Below are 17,997 nucleotides of genomic sequence, written 5' to 3' on the forward strand. Positions count from 1 at the left end.
CCGGCCACGCCCGACCCGTGGCCGGGGGTCGGCGGTTCCCCCGTGGTGCTTTCCGGGTTCAGTTCGTCCCGATCCGCGACAGCAGGTCCACGATCCGGCCCTGCACCTCCGTGCTGGTCGACCGCTCCGCCAGGAACAGCACCGTCTCCCCCGACGCCAGCCTCGGCAGGTCGGCCTGGTCGACGGCCGCCGTGTAGACCACCAGCGGCGTGCGGTTGAGCTGCCCGTTCGCGCGGAGCCAGTCGATGATGCCGGCCTGGCGGCGGTGCACCTGCATCAGGTCCATCACCACCAGGTTCGGCCGCAGCTGCCCGGCCAGCGTCACCGCGTCCGCGTCGCTCGCCGCCCGCGCCACCTGCATCCCGCGCCGCTCCAGCGTCGAGGTGAGGGCGAGGGCGATCTCCGCGTGCTCCTCGATGAGCAGCACCCGCGGCGGATGCTGCTCGCTGTCCCGGGGCGCCAGCGCCTTCAGGAGAACGGCGGGATCGGCGCCGTACGCCGCGTCCCGCGTCGCCTGCCCGAGACCGGCCGTGACCATCACCGGCACCTCGGCCGCCACCGCCGCCTGCCGCAGCGACTGCAGCGCGGTCCGGGTGATCGGCCCGGTCAGCGGGTCCACGAACAGTGCCGCGGGGAACGCGGCGATCTGCGCGTCGACCTCCTCGCGGGAGTGCACGATCACCGGCCGGTAGCCGCGGTCGCTCAGCGCCTGCTGCGTGGTGACGTCCGGCGCGGGCCAGACCAGCAGCCGGCGCGGGTTGTCCAGCGGCTCCGGGGGCAGTTCGTCGTCCAGCGGCTGCGGGCGCGGCGGGTCGGCGACCTCGATCGCGCCGCCGGGACCGTCCAGCGGTTCGGGGCCCTCGGCCGCGTTCACGTCCGGAGCGCCTATGGCGTACGACCGTCCGGCCCCGTCGGTCGCGCCCACCAGCCGGGACTGCCCGGCCAGCGAGGGCTGCGGCAGCGGCTGGGCGGCGACCGGCTGCTCGGCCGGCGGATGCGGGCGGGCCGGCTGCTCCGCCGACGGCTGGTCGGCGCGCGTGGTCGGGTCAGGGGGCGTGCCCAGCTTGCGACGGCGTCCGTTGCCGCCCGGCTGGTGCGGGGGCGGGGTGGCCGTCGGCTGCTGCACCTGCGCGGCCTGCCGAGAGAACGGCACGCCCTGCCCCAGCGTCCGCACGCTGAAGGCGCGGCCCTGGGTGGAGTCGGGGTCGACCGGCGCGGGCGTCGCCGCCGCCTCGGCGGGCAACGGCTGCGCGACCCGAGCCGGTTGGGCGGCGGCGGGGGCGGGCGTCTCGTCGGCACCGCCCGGCCACTGCTGCGGAACGGCGGGGGCCGCGGGGGCGGACTCCGCCGGCAGCGGCTGGGCACCGGCCGGGGCCGGCTCGGCGGACGCCGAGGGAGCGGGGACGGCCGGCGGCAGCGCCTGCGGCGCGACCTGCCCCGGAGCCACCGGGACGGCACCGGCCGGAGCCACCGGGACGGCGCCGGCCGCGGCGGGCGCCTGCGGCTGCGCCGGTACGGCCGCGCCCGGCAGCGCCTGCGGAACCGGCTGGCCCGGCTGCTGCCCGGGGCCCGCCTGAGCCACGGCGGCAACACCGGCCGGCGCGACGACCTGCCCGGCGGGCCCGGCCTGCACCGGGATGCCCTGACCGGACTGACCGGACTGACCCGGCGGCCCGGACTGACCGGGCTGCACGAGCTGGCCGGGCTGCACCAGCTGACCAGGCTGTACGAGTTGAGCGGGCTGCCCGGGCTGGCCGGGCAGGACCGGCTGGCCGGGGGCGGACGCCTGCGCGGGGACCGTCGGTACGGCCTGGCCGCCCTCCTCCGCGGGCTGCCCCACGGCCCGCCGGCGGCGGCCGGTCGGTGCGCTGGTGGGGTGCGGCTGCGGCGGGGTGTGGTCCTCGGCCTGGTCGTGCGCCACGGCGTCGTGCCGGCCCTCGTCGCCCGCGACGGCGGCCGGTTCGGGGGTACGGTCCGCCTCGGCGGGCGGCAGCGCGAAGACCGGGCGGGGCCCCGCCTCCTGCGCGGCGGCCCGCTCGGCCGCGGCGGCCAGCGCACGCCGGCGCCGTCCGGTCGGCTGGCCGTCCTCCGAGGGCTGGTCGGCCGGCAGCCGGCCGGCCGCGGGAAGCGCCGGCGGCAGCGCCTGCCGCTCCTCGGGCTCCCGGCGCGCGGGATGCCCCGCCGCCGAGGCCGGCACGGGCACGCCCTGCGGCGGAACGGTGCCGCCCAGACCCGTACCCGCGGCGGCCGTCCCGGCGCCCTGCTCCGCCGCCGTCACCACGGCACCCTCGGCGACACCGGCGTCGGCCGGACGCCCACGCCGCCGCCCGGTACCGCCGGACGCCGACTCGGCGCTCTCCAGCGCGGGCGGACCGCTCTGCGCGCCGTCCGCCGCCTCCACGGCCCGTCGGCGCCGCCGCCCGGTCGGCGGCACGGCCGGGGCCTCGCCCTCGCCGCCGCCCTCGCCGCCCTCGGCGGGCGCGTCGCTCTCCAGGAAGGCGTCCACGGAGGACCGCCGGGCCCGCCGCCGCCCACCGGCACCGGACTCGTCCGCGGCCGGGGCGGCCGGCTCCACGTCGGCCGCCGGGGCCGGGGCGACGGCTCCGGCACCGCCGCCGATCGGCACCTCCAGCACGAACGCGCTGCCGCTCATGCCCGGCACCTCGTGCGTCTGGAGCACACCGCCGTGGGCGCGCACGATCCCGCGCACGATCGGCTCGTGCACCGGGTCCCCGCCGGCGTACGGCCCGCGCACCTCGATGCGCACGACCTCGCCGCGCTGGGCCGCCGCGACGACCACCGTGTTGTCCATGTACCCGCCGGCCGAGACCGGCGAGTTGCCGGTCGCGTCGACACCGGCCACGTCCGCGACCAGGTGCGCCAGCGCGACGGCGAGCCGCTGCGGGTCGACCTCGGCCTCGATGGGCGGGGCGTGCACCGCGAACTGGACCCGGCCGGGCCCGATCAGCTCCACCGCGCCGTCCACACCGGCGGCGACGACGGCGTCGAGCATCACCTTCGTCCGGGTGATGTCCTCGGTCCCCGCGTCCAGCCGCTGGTAGCCGAGCACGTTGTCGATGAGCTGGGTGATGCGCGAGTAGCCGGCCGAGAGGTGGTGCAGCACCTGGTTGGCCTCGGGCCACAGCTGCCCGGCGTCGTCGGCGGCGAGCGTGGCCAGCTCGCGGCGCAGCTCGTCCAGCGGGCCGCGCAGCGACCGCGCGAGCAGCGTCAGCAGCTGCTCGTGGCGGCCGGAGAGGGCCTCGTAGCGGTCCTTCTCCCGCTCGCCGAGGGCCGCGTACCGGTCCTCGTCGGCCGCCAGCTCCTCGGCGTGCCGCTCCCGCAGGTCCTCGATCTCGGTGACGTGCTTCTGGCGCAGCGCGGTCAGGTCGGAGGCGTGCTCCTCGGAGAGCCGCTCCAGCTCCTCGGCGTGCGCCGTCTCCTGGGCCGACTTCTCGTCGACGACGGCGTCGTACGGCCGCCGGTCGGTGAAGGTCATCACGGCGCCCACGAGCAGGTCGCCGTCGCGCACCGGGGCGGTCGTCAGGTCGACCGGCACCTTCTTGTCGCCCTTGGCCCACAGCACCTGGCCGCGCACCCGGTGCTTGCGTCCGGAGCGCAGGGTGTCGGCGAGCGGCGACTCGGCGTACGGGAAGGGGGAGCCGTCGGCGCGCGAGTGCAGCACCAGGTTGTGCAGCTCCTTGCCGCCGAGCTCACCGGCCCGGAATCCCAGTATCTGGGCGGCGGCCGGGTTGACGAGGACGATCCGCCCGTCGGTGTCCGTCCCCACGACGCCCTCGCTCGCGGCCCGCAGGATCATCTCGGTCTGCCGCTGCGAGCGCGCCAGCTCGGCCTCGGTGTCCACGGTGCCGGTGAGGTCGCGCACGACGAGCATCAGCAGCTCGTTGTCGCTGTAGCCGTAACCGTCGTACGCCTGCTGCCCGTTCTCCAGGTTGGCGCTGGTGACCTCGACCGGGAACTCCGAGCCGTCGGTCCGCCGGGCGACCATCCGGGTCGGCTTGGTCCGCCCGCGCGGGTCCATGTGGTCGGGACGCCGCATGGAACCGGGGATCAGCCGGGAGTCGAACTGCGGGAGCAGGTCGAGCAGCCCCCGCCCGACCAGCGCGGTGCCGGGCGCCTCGAACGCCTCCAGCGCGATGGTGTTGGCGTTGACGACGGTTCCGTTGGCGTTGACCAGCAGCAACGCGTCGGGAAGTGCGTCGAGTATGGCTGCGAGGCGAGCAGCGCCTCGGGATGGCCTGCTGCTCACGAGACGCTTCCTCCCTGTTACCGCACCTTGCCGACCGCTCGGGCCATCTTGCCAACCTGCCCGCGACGTGTCACGCGAGGGAGTCTAAAGCCACCGGTCCCGCTAGCGGCGCCGGATGAGAGGGAGGTCGCACGACGAAGTGACGACGAACATGTGACCGACAGGTCTCGTCTCCGCCGTACCTTCGCGGGACTTTTACGGTGCCGGGGCTTCCCCGGTGCGACGGCTGTGCCCGCTGTGTGAGCCGGGCGGTACCGCATTTTATGGACCCAGGTCGGGCAGAAGGGGGACCATCCGGTTCCAGCGGCCGATCTCGCAGCCGTCGCTGCGGTCGTACGTCGCGTCGACCGGGCGGCCGGCCCAGGTGCCGGTGACATGGGCGGTGGCGGGGCCGCCGTAGAGCATGGTGCAGGCGGTGCCGGGGGCGACCGGGGCGAAGGTGTCCCGGCCCCATTGCGTGTTCTCGTCGAGGAGCTGGCAGGCCCCGTCCACGTCCGGGTGACTGCCGGCTCCGGGATGACAGGACAGCTCGTACGTCCCGTCCCGCCCGGCCCCCGCGTGCCGGACGGTGACCGAGAGATGGTCGCCCCCGGCAGGGGCGGCAGAGGCGGCGGAGGCGGGTGGGACGGAAAGAGCGGCGAGGGATCCGAGGGACCCGAGAGTGGCGGCGACGGCCCCAAGGGCGCCGCGCGCGGCGAAGTGCGTCATGCCCAGCCCAACGCGCCGCCCGCCGGGACGTTGCGCCTCGGGACGTTGCGCCCGGATGTCGAGCCCCGCCCGCGCCGACGGGAAGACCTTTGCCCTGCGGCCCGGCTGCCTAGTACCGTGGGAGCCGATTGGTGACAGCACGCTCGACTGTGTCATCATCTGCACGCACCACTCGCGCTCACGCGGGCGGCTGTGCTGGAGGCGTCGCCTAGTCCGGTCTATGGCGCCGCACTGCTAATGCGGTTTGGGCCTTAAAGCCCATCGAGGGTTCAAATCCCTCCGCCTCCGCACCTGATCACCGAAGCCCCGGTCCACCTGGACCGGGGCTTCGGTGCTTCCGGGCGTTTTCGCAGCTCACAAGGGGTGTGCCTAACGGATTTCACATGACGGCGGCAGTCATGTAATGTTCTTCCTGTCGCCGAGAGCGGCCCGGAAGGGCAAGGATCGAAGGCAGAAACTAAAAACAAGCACTCGTAGCTTAACGGATAGAGCATCTGACTACGGATCAGAAGGTTGCAGGTTCGAATCCTGCCGAGTGCACATAGGTGAGAGGCCCCGGAGAGATCCGGGGTCTCTTGCGTTTCGGGGGCGTACAGCAGCGAAGTACAGCAACAGCCGTCAGGCGGTGCCGTCCATGGCCGCGGACAGCTGTCCGAGAGCCGCGCGCACCTCCTCCTCACTCGCTTCCGCGTAGACCTCCATCGTCATGGCGATCTGCGAGTGGCGGAGGATTCGTTGAGCGATCTTCGGATGGACTTTGAGCGCCACCAGGAGTGAGCTGCATGTGTGGCGGGTGTTCCGGAGCGGGATTGCCCGGAGGCCGGCGCGGCGGGCCCGCAGGGCGAACATGCGGGTGAGGTTCCCCGGCTCGATCGGCGTTCCGTACTTCGTGGTGAAGACCAGGCCGCGGGTGTCCTGCCAGAGCTCCCCGGCCGCCTTCCGGTCTCCGAGCTGCTGAGCACGGCGCATCCGCAGGGCCTTGAGGCAGAACGCCGGGAGTGGAAGGAAGTCGTCGGACTCCTCCGTCTTGGTCTCACGGTGGAGGATCTGACGGCCCGCCCGCTGGATCTGGTGGTCCACGTACAGCTCACCGGTCTCGAAGTCGATCGACTTCCAGGTGAGGCCGAGGACTTCCCCGCGGCGCAGCCCGAGGCAGGGCACCAGGACCCAGGCCGCGAACAACGGATCCTCCCGGCGGAGCGCGTCCGCGAGGAATCCGCCCGCCTCCACCACGGACCGGGGCTTGATCCGGCGTCGGCGAGGCTTGGGGACCTTCACCAGGGAGGCCACGTTCTTGCTGATCTCCTCCTCGGTCACGGCGTGGGTCAGCGCTGCCCGCAGGGCATCACGCGCGGCCTGGACGACCCGCCGGGACGGGTACGACTCGCAGCACTCGCCCACGGCGCAGCACCGCCGGCGCGACGTGGCCCGCTTGGCATCCTTGCCCTGGGCGCAGCACTGGCAGATGCCGGCCAGCTTGGTCAGCCACTCGCGCACGTCCCGGACGGTCAGCTTGTCCAGTCGCTTCGCGCCCAGGTGCGGGGCGATGTAGAGGCGTACGGAACCCTCGTACGAGACGTACGAAAGCGGCGCCAGGTTGGGTTTCACGATGGACTCAAGCCAGTACGCGAGGAACACGGCGACCGTGCGGTGACGGGTCTGAACGGGGCCCTTGGAGGCCTCACCGTGCAGCTTGATCCACTTCTCGTGTGTCTCTTCGCGGCTCTTGCCGTAGACGTATTTCCGCTTGCGGTCGCCCTCCGGGGTGGTCACCCAGACGTAGGCCGCGAAGCCGTTCTTGTACGGGTAGATCGAGCCTTCCCCGTTGGCGCGCTTGCCGCTCATGCCGCCCACTCCTCGGCGTCGGTCGCGATGCGGTTCACGTACTCGTCGACCCAGGCGGGGAGGATCCTGCGGTTGCGTCCGACCTTGACCGACCGGATCTCACCGCTCAGGACGAGCGCCTTTGTCTTGGAGAGGCCGAAGCCGAGCATTTCGGCGACTTCGGCCGTCGTGTGCCACCTCCGCTGGGTGATCACTGTGCTCACTTGGGCGGTCTGTTCGTCGTGGCGGCAGGCGGTGACCTCCGAAGCACGAATCCCGGCCGCGCGGCAGGGCGCGTGCCCTTGTGCGGGCTGCTGATCGCACTTCCGTGCGCCTGTTCCTGGCGGGTGACAGTGGCTCCTGCGGCAGCGATCCTGACTACTTCCATCCCTTTCGGATGGGTAAGGCGGGAGGGGGAAGGCAATGTCACTTGTGCGTCGGTATCGCGGTAAAGCGGCCGGCCTGGCCTGGGCGTTGATGCTGAGCGGGGCGATCGCCGGGCCGGTCGGAGCCGCCACGCCGGCCGCCGCTGCGGCCGACTGGTGGGCGTGTCCCGCGGGCAGCAATCCGAACCGGTGGGACCCTCGCTACACGTCGGTGGTCGCCACCGCCGGGGTCTGGTGGCGGAAGATCGAACTGCGCTATCACAGCGGCACCCGGTGTGCCTGGGGTCACATCTCCAACGGCTCACCCGGCGATGCGGTCTGGGTCGACTGGTCGGCCAACAGGGGACAGACGTGGAAACAGCTGGACGTGACCAGAATCCCGGGAGGCCGCCGCGAGGCGTACACAGCCGCCCGCAATGACGCCGGGTACGTGATGCGTGCGTGCGGCAAGGCCGGGAACCGCGTGGAGATCGTCTGCACCCGTTGGTACTAGACCGTCGGTACCGGACCGTCGGTACCGGACGGTCCTTCGCCGAGAGGGCGTCGGTGATCTCGGACAGCTCAGGTGCAGTCGAGTTCCCGATTCCTCGAAGGCTCCCGGATTCCCTCGACAGATTCCCTCAGCGCGTGAGAGATATGTGTGGTTCCGCTGCCTACGCGAGGGAGTCGGGTACGTGAGTCAGCACGACGAAGGCCACACGGTCGCGGGTTGGACCGGGACCGTGATCGCGACCGTCGGAAGCGGTCTGCTGGGGTTCGGCATCTGCGCGGTCTCGGCCGCGGCCCTGGCCGGAGGGCTCGCGGTGTGTGCCGCGAGCGTCCTGGTCACCTGGGTCCTGCACCTCGCCGGCTGGGGCAAGCCGCCGGGTTCGCGGCCGCGCGCGCAGTGGGCCCTGGGGGCCAGGGACGGCACGGCCCGCGCCGGCCACACCGGCTGTGTGGGATGCCGGCTGGCGGGACGCGGGCGCGGCGGGGCGTCCGCGCTGCGGCCGTTCGGCGCCGGGGGAGAGGCCGGGGGAGAGACGGAGCCGGCCGTGGTCCGGGAGGCCGACCGCTGAGCGTAGGACCGGCCATTGAGCCGAGGGCCGGTTGCCGGGTGGAGGGTCCGGTGCGGCCGTCGTCCGCTGCCGTCGGCGTCGTCGGGACAGTCGGGGCCACTGTCAGTGGCTGCCTCTACCCTCGTCGGTGATGGCACAGGTGACGTGGAAGTGTTCGGGGCTGCGGTGGTCGGACGACGGGCCGGTGCTGCTGTGGAGCGGTGGGCGGCGCAGTCCGCTCGTCCGGGGGAAGCGGGTGGCCTTCGCGGTCGCCGAAGGGGGCGGGCGGGAGTGCGTGGGGGCGCGGGGGAACGCCTGCCCGGTGCGGGCGCCGGTGTCGGGGCGGAGCACCGGCGCGCGGTGCGAGGAGTGCGCGCGGCTGGACCGGGCGCACTCGGTCGCCGCCGACACCCTCGCCGACGACCCCCGGCCGTACCACGTCTATCTGGCGTGGTTCGGGCCCGGAATGGTCAAGGTGGGGATCACCGGCGTAGAGCGGGGGCCGGCGCGGCTGCTGGAGCAGGGGGCGGTCTGCTTCAGCTGGCTGGGCGCCGGGCCGTTGATGGCGGCGCGGCGGACCGAGGAGCTGCTGCGGGCCGCGCTCGGGGTGCCGGACCGGATCCCGTACGCCGACAAGCGCGTCGTACGCGCCGTGCTGCCGGAGACACCGGCCGGGCGGGCCGCGGAGGTGGAGGAGTTGCACGCGCGGGCGCTGACGCTCGGCGGGTGGCCCGAGGCGCTCGTGCCGGAGCCCTGCCGACCCGTCGACCATGCCGGGGTGTTCGGGCTGGCCGGGCTGCCGGCCGCCGTGGGCGAGGTGACAGGGCTGGTCCCGGGCGGCGCGGTGAGCGGTGAGCTGCTCGCGGCCGCCGGTCCCGATCTTCATCTGGCGACCGGGCGCGGGGTCGTCGTCCTGGACACGCGTTTGCTGTCCGGGTGGGAGTTGGCTGCCGTCGGGGGTGGGGGTGCCGGTCAAGTGGGCTTTCCGCTCAGGGAGTTCGCCGTGCCTCAGGATGGGCTCTTCTGAAGTGCCGGGCCATGCCTGCTCGCGCGGCTGGGTACCCTCTCAACAGCGCCTGCACAGAAGCTCATTACTAGCTGATCCGCGCTTCATCCGCGCTTCATCGACGGCCCCGGGCGGACGCGGCGCGGACATGATCCACACAGCCCGGCGCGAGCCGGCTCACGAGTTCGTGCGCACGTGGTGGGATTCCCAGGCGTTCCCTGAGAGGCACCTGTGTGTTTCTTAGGGAAATCACAGATTAGTGAAAGCGTGCTCTCAGAGGACCCGGACATGGTGTCCACCATGACCACGACCTCGCCCCAGGGGCGCACCGAACTGCTGAGGCCGGACGGGAGCCCCGTCCGAGTGCTTGTGGTGGACGACGAGCTGTCGATCACCGAACTCCTGTCCATGGCCCTCCGTTACGAGGGCTGGCAGATCAGGAGCGCGGGCGACGGCCAGGGCGCCATCCAGACCGCCCGGGAGTTCCGTCCCGACGCCGTCGTCCTCGACATGATGCTGCCCGACATGGACGGCCTCACCGTGCTGGGGCGCCTGCGGCGCGAGCTGCCCGACGTTCCGGTGCTCTTCCTGACGGCCAAGGACGCGGTCGAGGACCGGATCGCCGGTCTCACCGCCGGCGGCGACGACTACGTCACCAAACCCTTCAGCCTCGAAGAGGTCGTGGCCCGGCTGCGGGGTCTCATCCGGCGCTCCGGCGCCGCCGACCGCCGCTCCGACTCCGTGCTCGTCGTCGGCGACCTCACCCTGGACGAGGACAGCCACGAGGTCTCGCGGGCCGGTGAGTCCATCCACCTCACCGCCACCGAGTTCGAGCTGCTGCGCTTCCTGATGCGCAACCCGCGGCGCGTGCTCAGCAAGGCCCAGATCCTGGACCGCGTCTGGTCCTACGACTTCGGCGGCCAGGCCAACGTGGTCGAGCTCTACATCTCCTACCTGCGCCGGAAGATAGACGCCGGACGCGAGCCGATGATCCACACCCGGCGTGGGGCCGGTTACCTGATCAAGCCCGCCGCGTCATGAGCGGACGACGACGGCCGCGTCCGCAGAAGCGACGGGCGGGAAAGCCGCGCACGCTGCGGACCCGGCTCGTCGTCGTGTCCGTGACCCTGATCGCCGTGGTCTGCACGGTGATCGGAGCAGTCACCACCCTGGTCCTGCGGGACCACCTGTACGGGCAGCTGAACAGCAACCTGCGGGAGGTCGCCGCGCGCGCCTCCGGCGGACCCGCCGGAGGACCCGACGGCAAGGGCAACGTCCTGGGCAGCAAGACGCTGGGGCTGTCCGAGCCGACCGATCTCGGCAAGTTCGTCAGCCAGGGCCCGAACCCGCCCAAGACGCTCGCGGCGCAGGTAGAGAACGGGTCGATCACCAGCGGCAAGGTCGGCAACAAGGACGACTCCGCCGGCTACACGCAGATGAAGGCCGGGAACCTCACCGAGGCCCAGATCAAGGTGCTCGGCGCGGTCGCCCAGGACGACCAGCCGCACACGGTCGCCCTGCCCGGCCTCGGCAACTACCAGGTCCAGTACGTCAAGGGCAACACCGGCACCTACTACGTCGGCATCCCCACCTCCGACGTCGACGGCACCATCGGCACCCTGATCCTGGTCGAGATCAGCCTCACCGTCTCCGGTCTGATCGCCGCCACCCTCGCCGGCACCGTCATCGTCGGCGTGGCCACCCGGCCGCTGCGCAAGGTCGCCAACACCGCCACCCGGGTCTCCGAACTCCCGCTGCACACCGGCGAGGTGAACCTCAGCGAGCGGGTCCCGGAGTCCGAGTGCGACCCGCACACCGAGGTCGGCCAGGTCGGCTCCGCGCTCAACCGCATGCTCAACCACGTGCACGGCGCGCTGCACGCCCGCCAGCAGAGCGAGATGCGGGTACGGCAGTTCGTCGCCGACGCGAGCCACGAGCTGCGCACCCCGCTCGCCTCCATCCGCGGCTACGCCGAGCTGACCCGGCGCGGCCGGGAGCAGGTCGGCCCCGACACCCGGCACGCGCTCGGCCGTATCGAGTCCGAGGCCGGGCGGATGACCCTCCTGGTGGAGGACCTGCTGCTGCTGGCCCGGCTCGACGCCGGCCGTCCGCTCCAGTTCGAGCACACCGACCTCATCCCGCTCGTCGTCGACACGATCAGCGACACCCGCGCGGCCGGCATGGACCACAACTGGCGGCTCGACCTGCCCGACGAGCCGGCGCTGGTCGCCGCCGACGCGGCCCGCATCCAGCAGGTGCTGATCAACCTGCTCGGCAACGCGCGCAAGCACACGCCGGCCGGCACCACTGTCACCGCCCGCATCCAGCGGCGCGGCCCGTGGATGTGCGTGGACGTCGAGGACAACGGCCAGGGCATCCCGCAGGACCTGCTGCCGCACGTCTTCGAGCGGTTCGCGCGAGGCGACTCCGCGCGGTCGCGGGCCACCGGCTCCACCGGCCTGGGCCTCGCCATCGTGCAGGCCGTCGCCTCCGCGCACGGCGGCGCGGTCACCGTGGACAGTGTTCCGGGCCGTACGGTGTTCACCCTCTATCTGCCCGCGCTTGCCCCGGCGGCTCCCCAGCCGGATCCCGAAACCAACTGGCAATCGCACTCACAGGCACAGCACAGTGCCACCACATGGGCACAACAGGGCGCTTGACGAGAGTCGATGCCATGCGAACCGACTCTTCTCCCGGCACTCTGCCGGCGCGGGAGCACCTCCCGGCCGGTAACGCCGGTACGCCTGTCCTGGACGTAGTGATCCCCGTCTACAACGAGGAGAAGGACCTCGGCCCATGCGTCCTCAGACTGCATGACCACCTCAAGCGCACCTTCCCGTACGCGTTCCGCATCACCGTCGCGGACAACGCGTCCACGGACACCACCCCCCAGGTGGCGCAGAAGCTCGAGGCGGAGCTGGCCGAGGTCACGTCGTTCCGGCTGGAGCAGAAGGGCCGCGGCCGGGCGCTGCGGACCGTCTGGTCCGCCTCGGACGCGCCGATCCTCGCGTACATGGACGTGGATCTGTCGACCGACCTGAACGCGCTGCTGCCGCTGGTGGCGCCGCTCATCTCCGGCCACTCCGACCTGGCGATCGGTTCCCGGCTGTCCCGTTCGTCGCGCGTGGTGCGCGGTGCCAAGCGGGAGTTCATCAGCCGTACGTACAACCTGATCCTGCGCGGCTCGCTCCAGGCCCGCTTCTCCGACGCCCAGTGCGGCTTCAAGGCGATCCGGCGCGATGTCGCGCAGGTGCTGCTGCCGCTGGTCGAGGACACCGGCTGGTTCTTCGACACCGAGATGCTGGTGGTCGCCGAGCGCGCGGGGCTGCGCATCCACGAGGTGCCCGTCGACTGGGTCGACGACCCCGACTCGACCGTGCACATCGTGAAGACCGCCACCGACGACCTCAAGGGCGTGTGGCGGGTCGGCAAGGCCCTGGCCACCGGCGCGCTGCCGCTGGACCGGCTCACCCGCCCGTTCGGCGACGACCCGCGCGACCGTGACGTCCAGGACGTGCCCAAGGGCCTGGCCCGCCAGCTCGTCGGGTTCTGCGTGGTCGGCGGTCTGTCGACCCTCTTCTACCTGCTCCTCTACAGCGCCTTCCGCTCCTTCTCCGGCTCGCAGATCGCCAACGCGCTCGCGCTGCTGGTGTCGGCGGTGGCGAACACCGCGGCCAACCGGCGCCTGACCTTCGGGGTGCGCGGCCGGGGCGGGGCGGTCCGGCACCAGGCGCAGGGCCTGGTCGTCTTCGGTATCGGCCTCGCGCTGACCAGTGGCTCCCTCGCCGCCCTGAACGCGGCGAGCAGCGAACCCTCGCACTCCACCGAGCTGGCGGTGCTGATCGCGGCCAACCTCGCGGCGACCGTGCTGCGCTTCCTGCTCTTCCGCGCCTGGGTCTTCCCGGACCGCGAGGGCAACGACCGGCAGCGGTCGACGGTGGTCGCCCAGCACAACCCGTCGTCCCCCACCTACTCGACCGGCGGGTACCAGCCGCAGCCGTACCAGCCGCAGGGCCCGCTCCCGCAGCGCCCGGCGCACGAGCCGTACGCGCAGAGCGGCACCACGACCCAGTTCCGCGCCGGTGAAGCCGCGGACGGCACCTGGAGGGACAGCACCATGCAGTTGCAGCCGGTGCGCCCCCACGACAGCGACCCGGGGGACCCCCGATGACCACCCACACCGACCATCCGACCCCGTGGGGGCCGCCCCCCACGGAACCGCCGTCGGCGCAGCAGGCGCCGGACGTGCCGGACGCGCCGGCACCGGAGGCGGGCACGGGTGAACCGAAGCAGCCGTTCGTCCGCAGACTGTGGCGCGGCCGCCCCGAGGACCCGAGCTGGGCGCGCCCGGCCTTCCTCGGCCTGCTGGCCGCCACCTTCCTGCTGTACATGTACAACCTGAGCTCCTCCGGCTACGCCAACTCCTTCTACTCGGCGGCCGTGCAGGCGGGCAGCAAGTCCTGGAAGGCCTTCTTCTTCGGCTCGCTGGACGCCGGCAACGCGATCACCGTCGACAAGCCCCCGGCCTCGCTGTGGCCGATGGAGCTGTTCGTCCGGGTCTTCGGCCTCAACTCGTGGGCCATCCTCGCCCCCGAGGTCCTCATGGGCGTCGCGACGGTCGCCGTCGTGTACGCGGGTGTGCGGCGCCGGTTCAGCCCCGCCGCCGGTCTGATCGCGGGCGGTGTGCTCGCGCTCACTCCGGTCGCCGCGCTGATGTTCCGGTTCAACAACCCGGACGCGATGCTGGCGCTGCTGATGGCGGTGGCCTGCTACGCGGTGGTCCGCGCGGTCGAGGACGGCCGGACGAAGTGGCTGGTGTGGGCCGGTGTCGCGATCGGTTTCGCGTTCCTCGCCAAGACCCTCCAGGCCTTCCTGATCCTGCCGCCGCTCGCGATCGTGTACGCGGTCTGCGCGCCGGTGTCGGTGAAGAAGCGGTTCGGGCAGCTGGCGGTCGCCACCGGCGCGCTGATCGTGTCCGGCGGCTGGTGGGTCGCGATCGTCGAGCTGTGGCCGGCGTCCTCCCGCCCGTACATCGGCGGCTCGCAGAACAACAGCTTCCTGGAGCTGACCTTCGGCTACAACGGCTTCGGCCGCCTCAGCGGCGACGAGACCGGCAGCGTCGGCGGCGGTGGCGGCGGTGGCGGCAGCACCGGCCAGTGGGGCGAGACCGGCTGGGACCGGATGTTCAACTCCGAGATCGGCGGCCAGATCTCCTGGCTGCTGCCCTCCGCGCTGATCCTCCTGGCCGCCGGTCTGGTGGCCACCCGCAAGCTGAGGCGCACGTCGGTCACCCGCGCCTCGTTCCTGGTGTGGGGCGGCTCGCTGCTGATCACCATGATCGTCTTCAGCTACATGGCGGGCATCTTCCACCAGTACTACACGGTCGCCCTGGCCCCCTACCTGGCCGCCGTGATCGGCATGGGCGCCGACCAGCTGTGGAAGCAGCGCACCGAGATGTGGGCGTCGATCACCCTCGCCGCCTCCGTGGTCGCCGGCGCGGTCTGGGGCTACGTCCTGCTCAACCGCACCTCGGACTACCTGCCCTGGCTGAAGTACCTGGTCCTGATCGGCGGTCTGGCCGCCGCGCTCGGCCTGATCTTCGCGGGCCGGATCAGCCGTCGGCTCGCCCTCGGGGCGGCGGCGGTGGGCCTGGTCGCGGCGCTGGCCGGCCCGACGGCGTACACCCTGAGCACGCTCCAGACGGGGCACACCGGCTCCATCGTCACGGCCGGTCCGTCCGGCGGCGGCATGGGCGGCATGGGCGGCGGCGGTGGCGGTGGCGGTATGCCCGGCGGCACGGGCGGCGGTGGCGGCTTCGGCCAGAACCAGCAGAACGGCAACGGCGGCACCAACTCCCAGAACGGCCAGCAGGGCTTCCCGGGCGGCGGCACGGGCGGCACCGGCGGCTTCGGCGGCGGTATGCCGGGCCAGAACGGGCAGAGCCAGGGCCAGGGCCAGCAGAACGGCAACGGCAGCACCCAGAACGGCAACGGCAGCACCCAGAACGGCCAGGGCTTCCCCGGCGGCGGCCAGATGAGCGAGGGCTTCGGCGGCATGGGCGGCGGCGGTGGCGTCGGCGGCCTGCTGAACGGCGCGACCGTCAGCTCCGAGGCCAAGAAGCTGCTGGAGAAGAACTCGTCCGAGTACACCTGGGTCGCCGCGGCCATCGGTGCCCAGAACGCGGCGAGCTACCAGCTCTCCACCGGCGACCCGGTGATGGCGATCGGCGGCTTCAACGGCACCGACCCGTCCCCGACGCTGGCCCAGTTCAAGAAGTACGTGGCGGACGGAAAGATCCACTACTTCATCTCCTCCGGCACCGGCGGCGGCATGGGCGGCAGCAGCACGGGCACGTCCTCGCAGATCACCTCGTGGGTCGAGAAGAACTTCAAGAAGGTGACGGTGGGTTCGTCCACCTTCTACGACCTGACGCAGAAGGCGAGCGGCAGCTGACGGCCGACTGACCGGCGGACGAAGGGCGGTGGCCTCGGCCACCGCCCTTCGGCGTACGGGGAGGAATCGCGTTGTACGCCGTACAAGAGCTGTTCTACGGTGTACGGCATGACTTCTCAGGGCCACCCCCAGCGCTGGCTGATCCTCGGTGTCATCTGCCTCGCGCAGCTCACCGTGCTGCTCGACAACACCGTCCTGAACGTGGCCATCCCCTCCCTCACCCGGGAACTGCACGCGACGACCGCCGGCATCCAGTGGATGATCAACGCGTACTCGCTCGTCCAGTCCGGTCTGCTCCTGACGGCGGGCAGCGCGGCCGACCGCTACGGCCGCAAGAAGATGCTCATCACGGGCCTGGCCCTGTTCGGCGCGGGCTCACTGGCCGCCGGACTGGCGGACTCCACCGGCCAACTGGTCGCGGCCCGGGCCGGCATGGGCGTGGGCGGCGCGCTCCTGCTCACCACCACCCTCGCCGTGGCCATGCAGATCTTCACCCCCGACGAGCACCCCAAGGCCATCGGCATCTGGAGCGCCGTCAACGCGCTGGGCTTCGCCGCCGGTCCGCTGATCGGCGGGTTCGTGCTCGACCACTTCTGGTGGGGCGCGATCTTCCTGGTCAACCTCCCGGTCGCGGCGCTCGCCCTGGCCGCCGTCGTCGTGCTCGTCCCCGAGTCGAAGAACCCCCAGGGCGACCGCCCCGACCTGCTCGGCGCGCTGCTCTCCACGATCGGCATGGCCGCGCTGGTCTTCGCGATCATCTCCGGCCCCGAGCACGGCTGGACGTCCGGACGGGTGCCGGCCACGGCCGCGGTGGCCGTCGTGGCCCTGTCGCTCTTCGCGTACTGGGAACTGCGCGTCCCCTTCCCGATGCTCGACCCCCACTTCTTCAGGGACCGCCGCTTCACGGGCGCCGTCGCCGGCGCGGTCCTCATCACCTTCGGCATGGGCGGCGCGCTGTTCCTCCTCACCCAGCACCTCCAGCTCGTCCTCGGCTACGGCCCGCTGGAGGCCGGCCTGCGCACGGCACCGCTCGCGCTGACGGTCGTCGCCCTCAACTTCACCGGCCTGTCCGCGAAGTGGGCGGTGCGGCTCGGCACACCGGTGGCGATAGCCGCGGGGATGCTGCTGATGTCCCTCGGCCTGGTGTCGATCGCGGTGTCCGACTCCGGCGGCTACGGCGGCACACTGCTCGGGCTGCTGCTGATCGGCGCGGGGTGCGCGATCGCCAACCCGGCCATGGCGCACGCCATCATGAGCGCGATCCCTCCGGAGAAGGCGGGCGTCGGGGCCGGGATCAACGGGACGCTGGCCGAGTTCGGCAACGGGCTGGGCGTGGCCGTGCTGGGGGCGGTGCTGAGCTCCTGGGTGGCTTCCGGCACGTCGTTGTCGGCGGGGCTGGGGGCCGGACAGCTGGTGGGGGCGGCCGCGGTGGCGGCCGGGGGGTTCGTGGCGGCGGGGCTGCTCAGACGGGCGGAGAAGAATGTCGCCTGACGGGGAGGGGGTACATGTTCCTCGGCGGGTGCGGTCCTGGCATCTTGGGAAGTGATCGTCTTGGCGGAGGAGGGCGCGATGGTGCGGGCCAGTGTGTGGCTGGAGGAGCGGGACCGCAAGGCGGGGCGTACGGGTCAGCCCTCCGGCCTCGACCGGGCCCGCATCACCACCGCCACCGTCCGGCTGCTCGACTCCGACGGGCTCGGCAAGTTCTCCATGCGGCGGCTGGCGGCCGAGCTCAACGTGACCGCGATGTCCGTGTACTGGTACGTCGACACCAAGGACGACCTGCTCGAACTCGCTCTCGACGCGGCCTTCGGCGAACTGCGCCTGCCGGACGCGGCCGACGGGAGCGACTGGCGCGAGCAACTGCGCGCGCTGGCCACGGAGTACCGCGCGCTCCTGGTCCGCCACCCCTGGCTCTCCCCCCTGGCCGGCCGCTACCTCAACATCGGCCCCCACTCGCTCGCCTTCTCCCGGGTGGTCCAGCAGGTGGTCCGCCGCGCCGGCCTGCCCGCGCACGGCGTGACCGGCGCGATCTCGGCCGTCTTCCAGTTCGTCTACGGCTACGGCACGATCGAGGGCCACTTCGCCGAGCGGGTGGCGGCGGCCGGCATGACCCCCGACGAGTACCTCAGCACCGCCATGGACGCCGTGACCGAGGTCCCGGGGACGGCCGAGGTCGTCAACGAGTCCAGGGACCTCATGGCGGCCCGCGGCGGCGACACCGTCGCCGAGATGCTCGACAGGGACTTCACGTTCGCGCTGGACCTGCTGATCGCGGGCATCGAGGCCAAGGTGCGGCGCCCCTGAGGGGCACGGGGA

At 72.4% G+C, this 17,997-nt stretch carries 13 protein-coding genes and 2 tRNA genes; 11 read left to right on the top strand and 4 right to left on the bottom strand.

Annotated elements, in window-relative coordinates; genetic code table 11:
• Positions 1-58: 58 nt before the first annotated feature.
• Positions 59-4,267 carry a hybrid sensor histidine kinase/response regulator gene (locus ACZ619_RS16180; RefSeq protein WP_469599053.1) on the bottom strand — a complete coding sequence of 1,403 codons (4,209 nt, stop codon included), beginning with the start codon at positions 4,265-4,267 and terminating at the stop codon, positions 59-61.
• A gap of 261 nt (positions 4,268-4,528) precedes the next feature.
• Positions 4,529-4,975, bottom strand: coding sequence for an SSI family serine proteinase inhibitor (locus ACZ619_RS16185; protein ID WP_469599055.1), 447 nt, complete (start codon positions 4,973-4,975; stop codon positions 4,529-4,531).
• A 197-nt stretch (positions 4,976-5,172) separates the two neighbouring features.
• On the opposite strand from ACZ619_RS16185, the gene ACZ619_RS16190 reads away from it, so the two are divergent.
• Positions 5,173-5,263: transfer RNA gene (locus tag ACZ619_RS16190), tRNA-Ser, on the top strand.
• A 179-nt stretch (positions 5,264-5,442) separates the two neighbouring features.
• Positions 5,443-5,515, top strand: a tRNA-Arg gene (locus tag ACZ619_RS16195).
• Between the two features lie 78 nt (positions 5,516-5,593).
• Here the strand turns inward: ACZ619_RS16195 and ACZ619_RS16200 are convergent.
• The gene (locus ACZ619_RS16200) at positions 5,594-6,820 is read right to left on the bottom strand and encodes a tyrosine-type recombinase/integrase (RefSeq protein WP_469599057.1); all 1,227 of its coding nucleotides are present in this window, start codon (positions 6,818-6,820) and stop codon (positions 5,594-5,596) included.
• Positions 6,817-7,023: an excisionase family DNA-binding protein gene (locus ACZ619_RS16205; protein ID WP_469599059.1), complete on the bottom strand. Its 207-nt coding sequence runs from the start codon at positions 7,021-7,023 to the stop codon at positions 6,817-6,819. The genes ACZ619_RS16200 and ACZ619_RS16205 overlap by 4 nt, the downstream gene beginning before the upstream one ends.
• A 199-nt stretch (positions 7,024-7,222) precedes the next feature.
• Here ACZ619_RS16205 and ACZ619_RS16210 point away from each other — a divergent pair, with 199 nt between their 5' ends.
• The 9 genes from ACZ619_RS16210 to ACZ619_RS16250 all read left to right on the top strand — a co-directional run bounded on the left by ACZ619_RS16210 (position 7,223) and on the right by ACZ619_RS16250 (position 17,985).
• Positions 7,223-7,678: a glycosyl hydrolase gene (locus ACZ619_RS16210; protein WP_469599061.1), complete on the top strand. Its 456-nt coding sequence runs from the start codon at positions 7,223-7,225 to the stop codon at positions 7,676-7,678.
• Between the two features lie 181 nt (positions 7,679-7,859).
• Positions 7,860-8,243: an HGxxPAAW family protein gene (locus tag ACZ619_RS16215; protein ID WP_469599063.1), complete on the top strand. Its 384-nt coding sequence runs from the start codon at positions 7,860-7,862 to the stop codon at positions 8,241-8,243.
• Positions 8,244-8,373: 130 nt separating this feature from the next.
• Complete coding sequence (locus ACZ619_RS16220) at positions 8,374-9,249, top strand: DUF2797 domain-containing protein (RefSeq protein ID WP_469599064.1); 876 nt, start codon at positions 8,374-8,376, stop codon at positions 9,247-9,249.
• Between the two features lie 279 nt (positions 9,250-9,528).
• Positions 9,529-10,269: a response regulator transcription factor gene (locus ACZ619_RS16225; protein WP_150134013.1), complete on the top strand. Its 741-nt coding sequence runs from the start codon at positions 9,529-9,531 to the stop codon at positions 10,267-10,269.
• A complete protein-coding gene (locus ACZ619_RS16230) occupies positions 10,266-11,888 on the top strand; it encodes an ATP-binding protein (protein ID WP_469599067.1) in 1,623 nt (540 codons plus the stop codon). Before ACZ619_RS16225 ends, ACZ619_RS16230 begins: the two co-directional genes overlap by 4 nt.
• 14 nt (positions 11,889-11,902) lie before the next feature.
• Complete coding sequence (locus ACZ619_RS16235) at positions 11,903-13,399, top strand: bifunctional glycosyltransferase family 2/GtrA family protein (protein ID WP_469599069.1); 1,497 nt, start codon at positions 11,903-11,905, stop codon at positions 13,397-13,399.
• Positions 13,396-15,681, top strand: coding sequence for an ArnT family glycosyltransferase (locus ACZ619_RS16240; RefSeq protein ID WP_469599070.1), 2,286 nt, complete (start codon positions 13,396-13,398; stop codon positions 15,679-15,681). Before ACZ619_RS16235 ends, ACZ619_RS16240 begins: the two co-directional genes overlap by 4 nt.
• Positions 15,682-15,789: 108 nt before the next feature.
• Positions 15,790-17,172, top strand: a complete 1,383-nt coding sequence (locus tag ACZ619_RS16245) for an MFS transporter (RefSeq protein WP_469599074.1) — start codon at positions 15,790-15,792, stop codon at positions 17,170-17,172.
• 78 nt (positions 17,173-17,250) lie between these two features.
• Positions 17,251-17,985, top strand: a complete 735-nt coding sequence (locus ACZ619_RS16250) for a TetR/AcrR family transcriptional regulator (protein WP_469599231.1) — start codon at positions 17,251-17,253, stop codon at positions 17,983-17,985.
• Positions 17,986-17,997: the final 12 nt, after the last annotated feature.

Source organism: Streptomyces sp. NPDC104367, assembly GCF_055583825.1.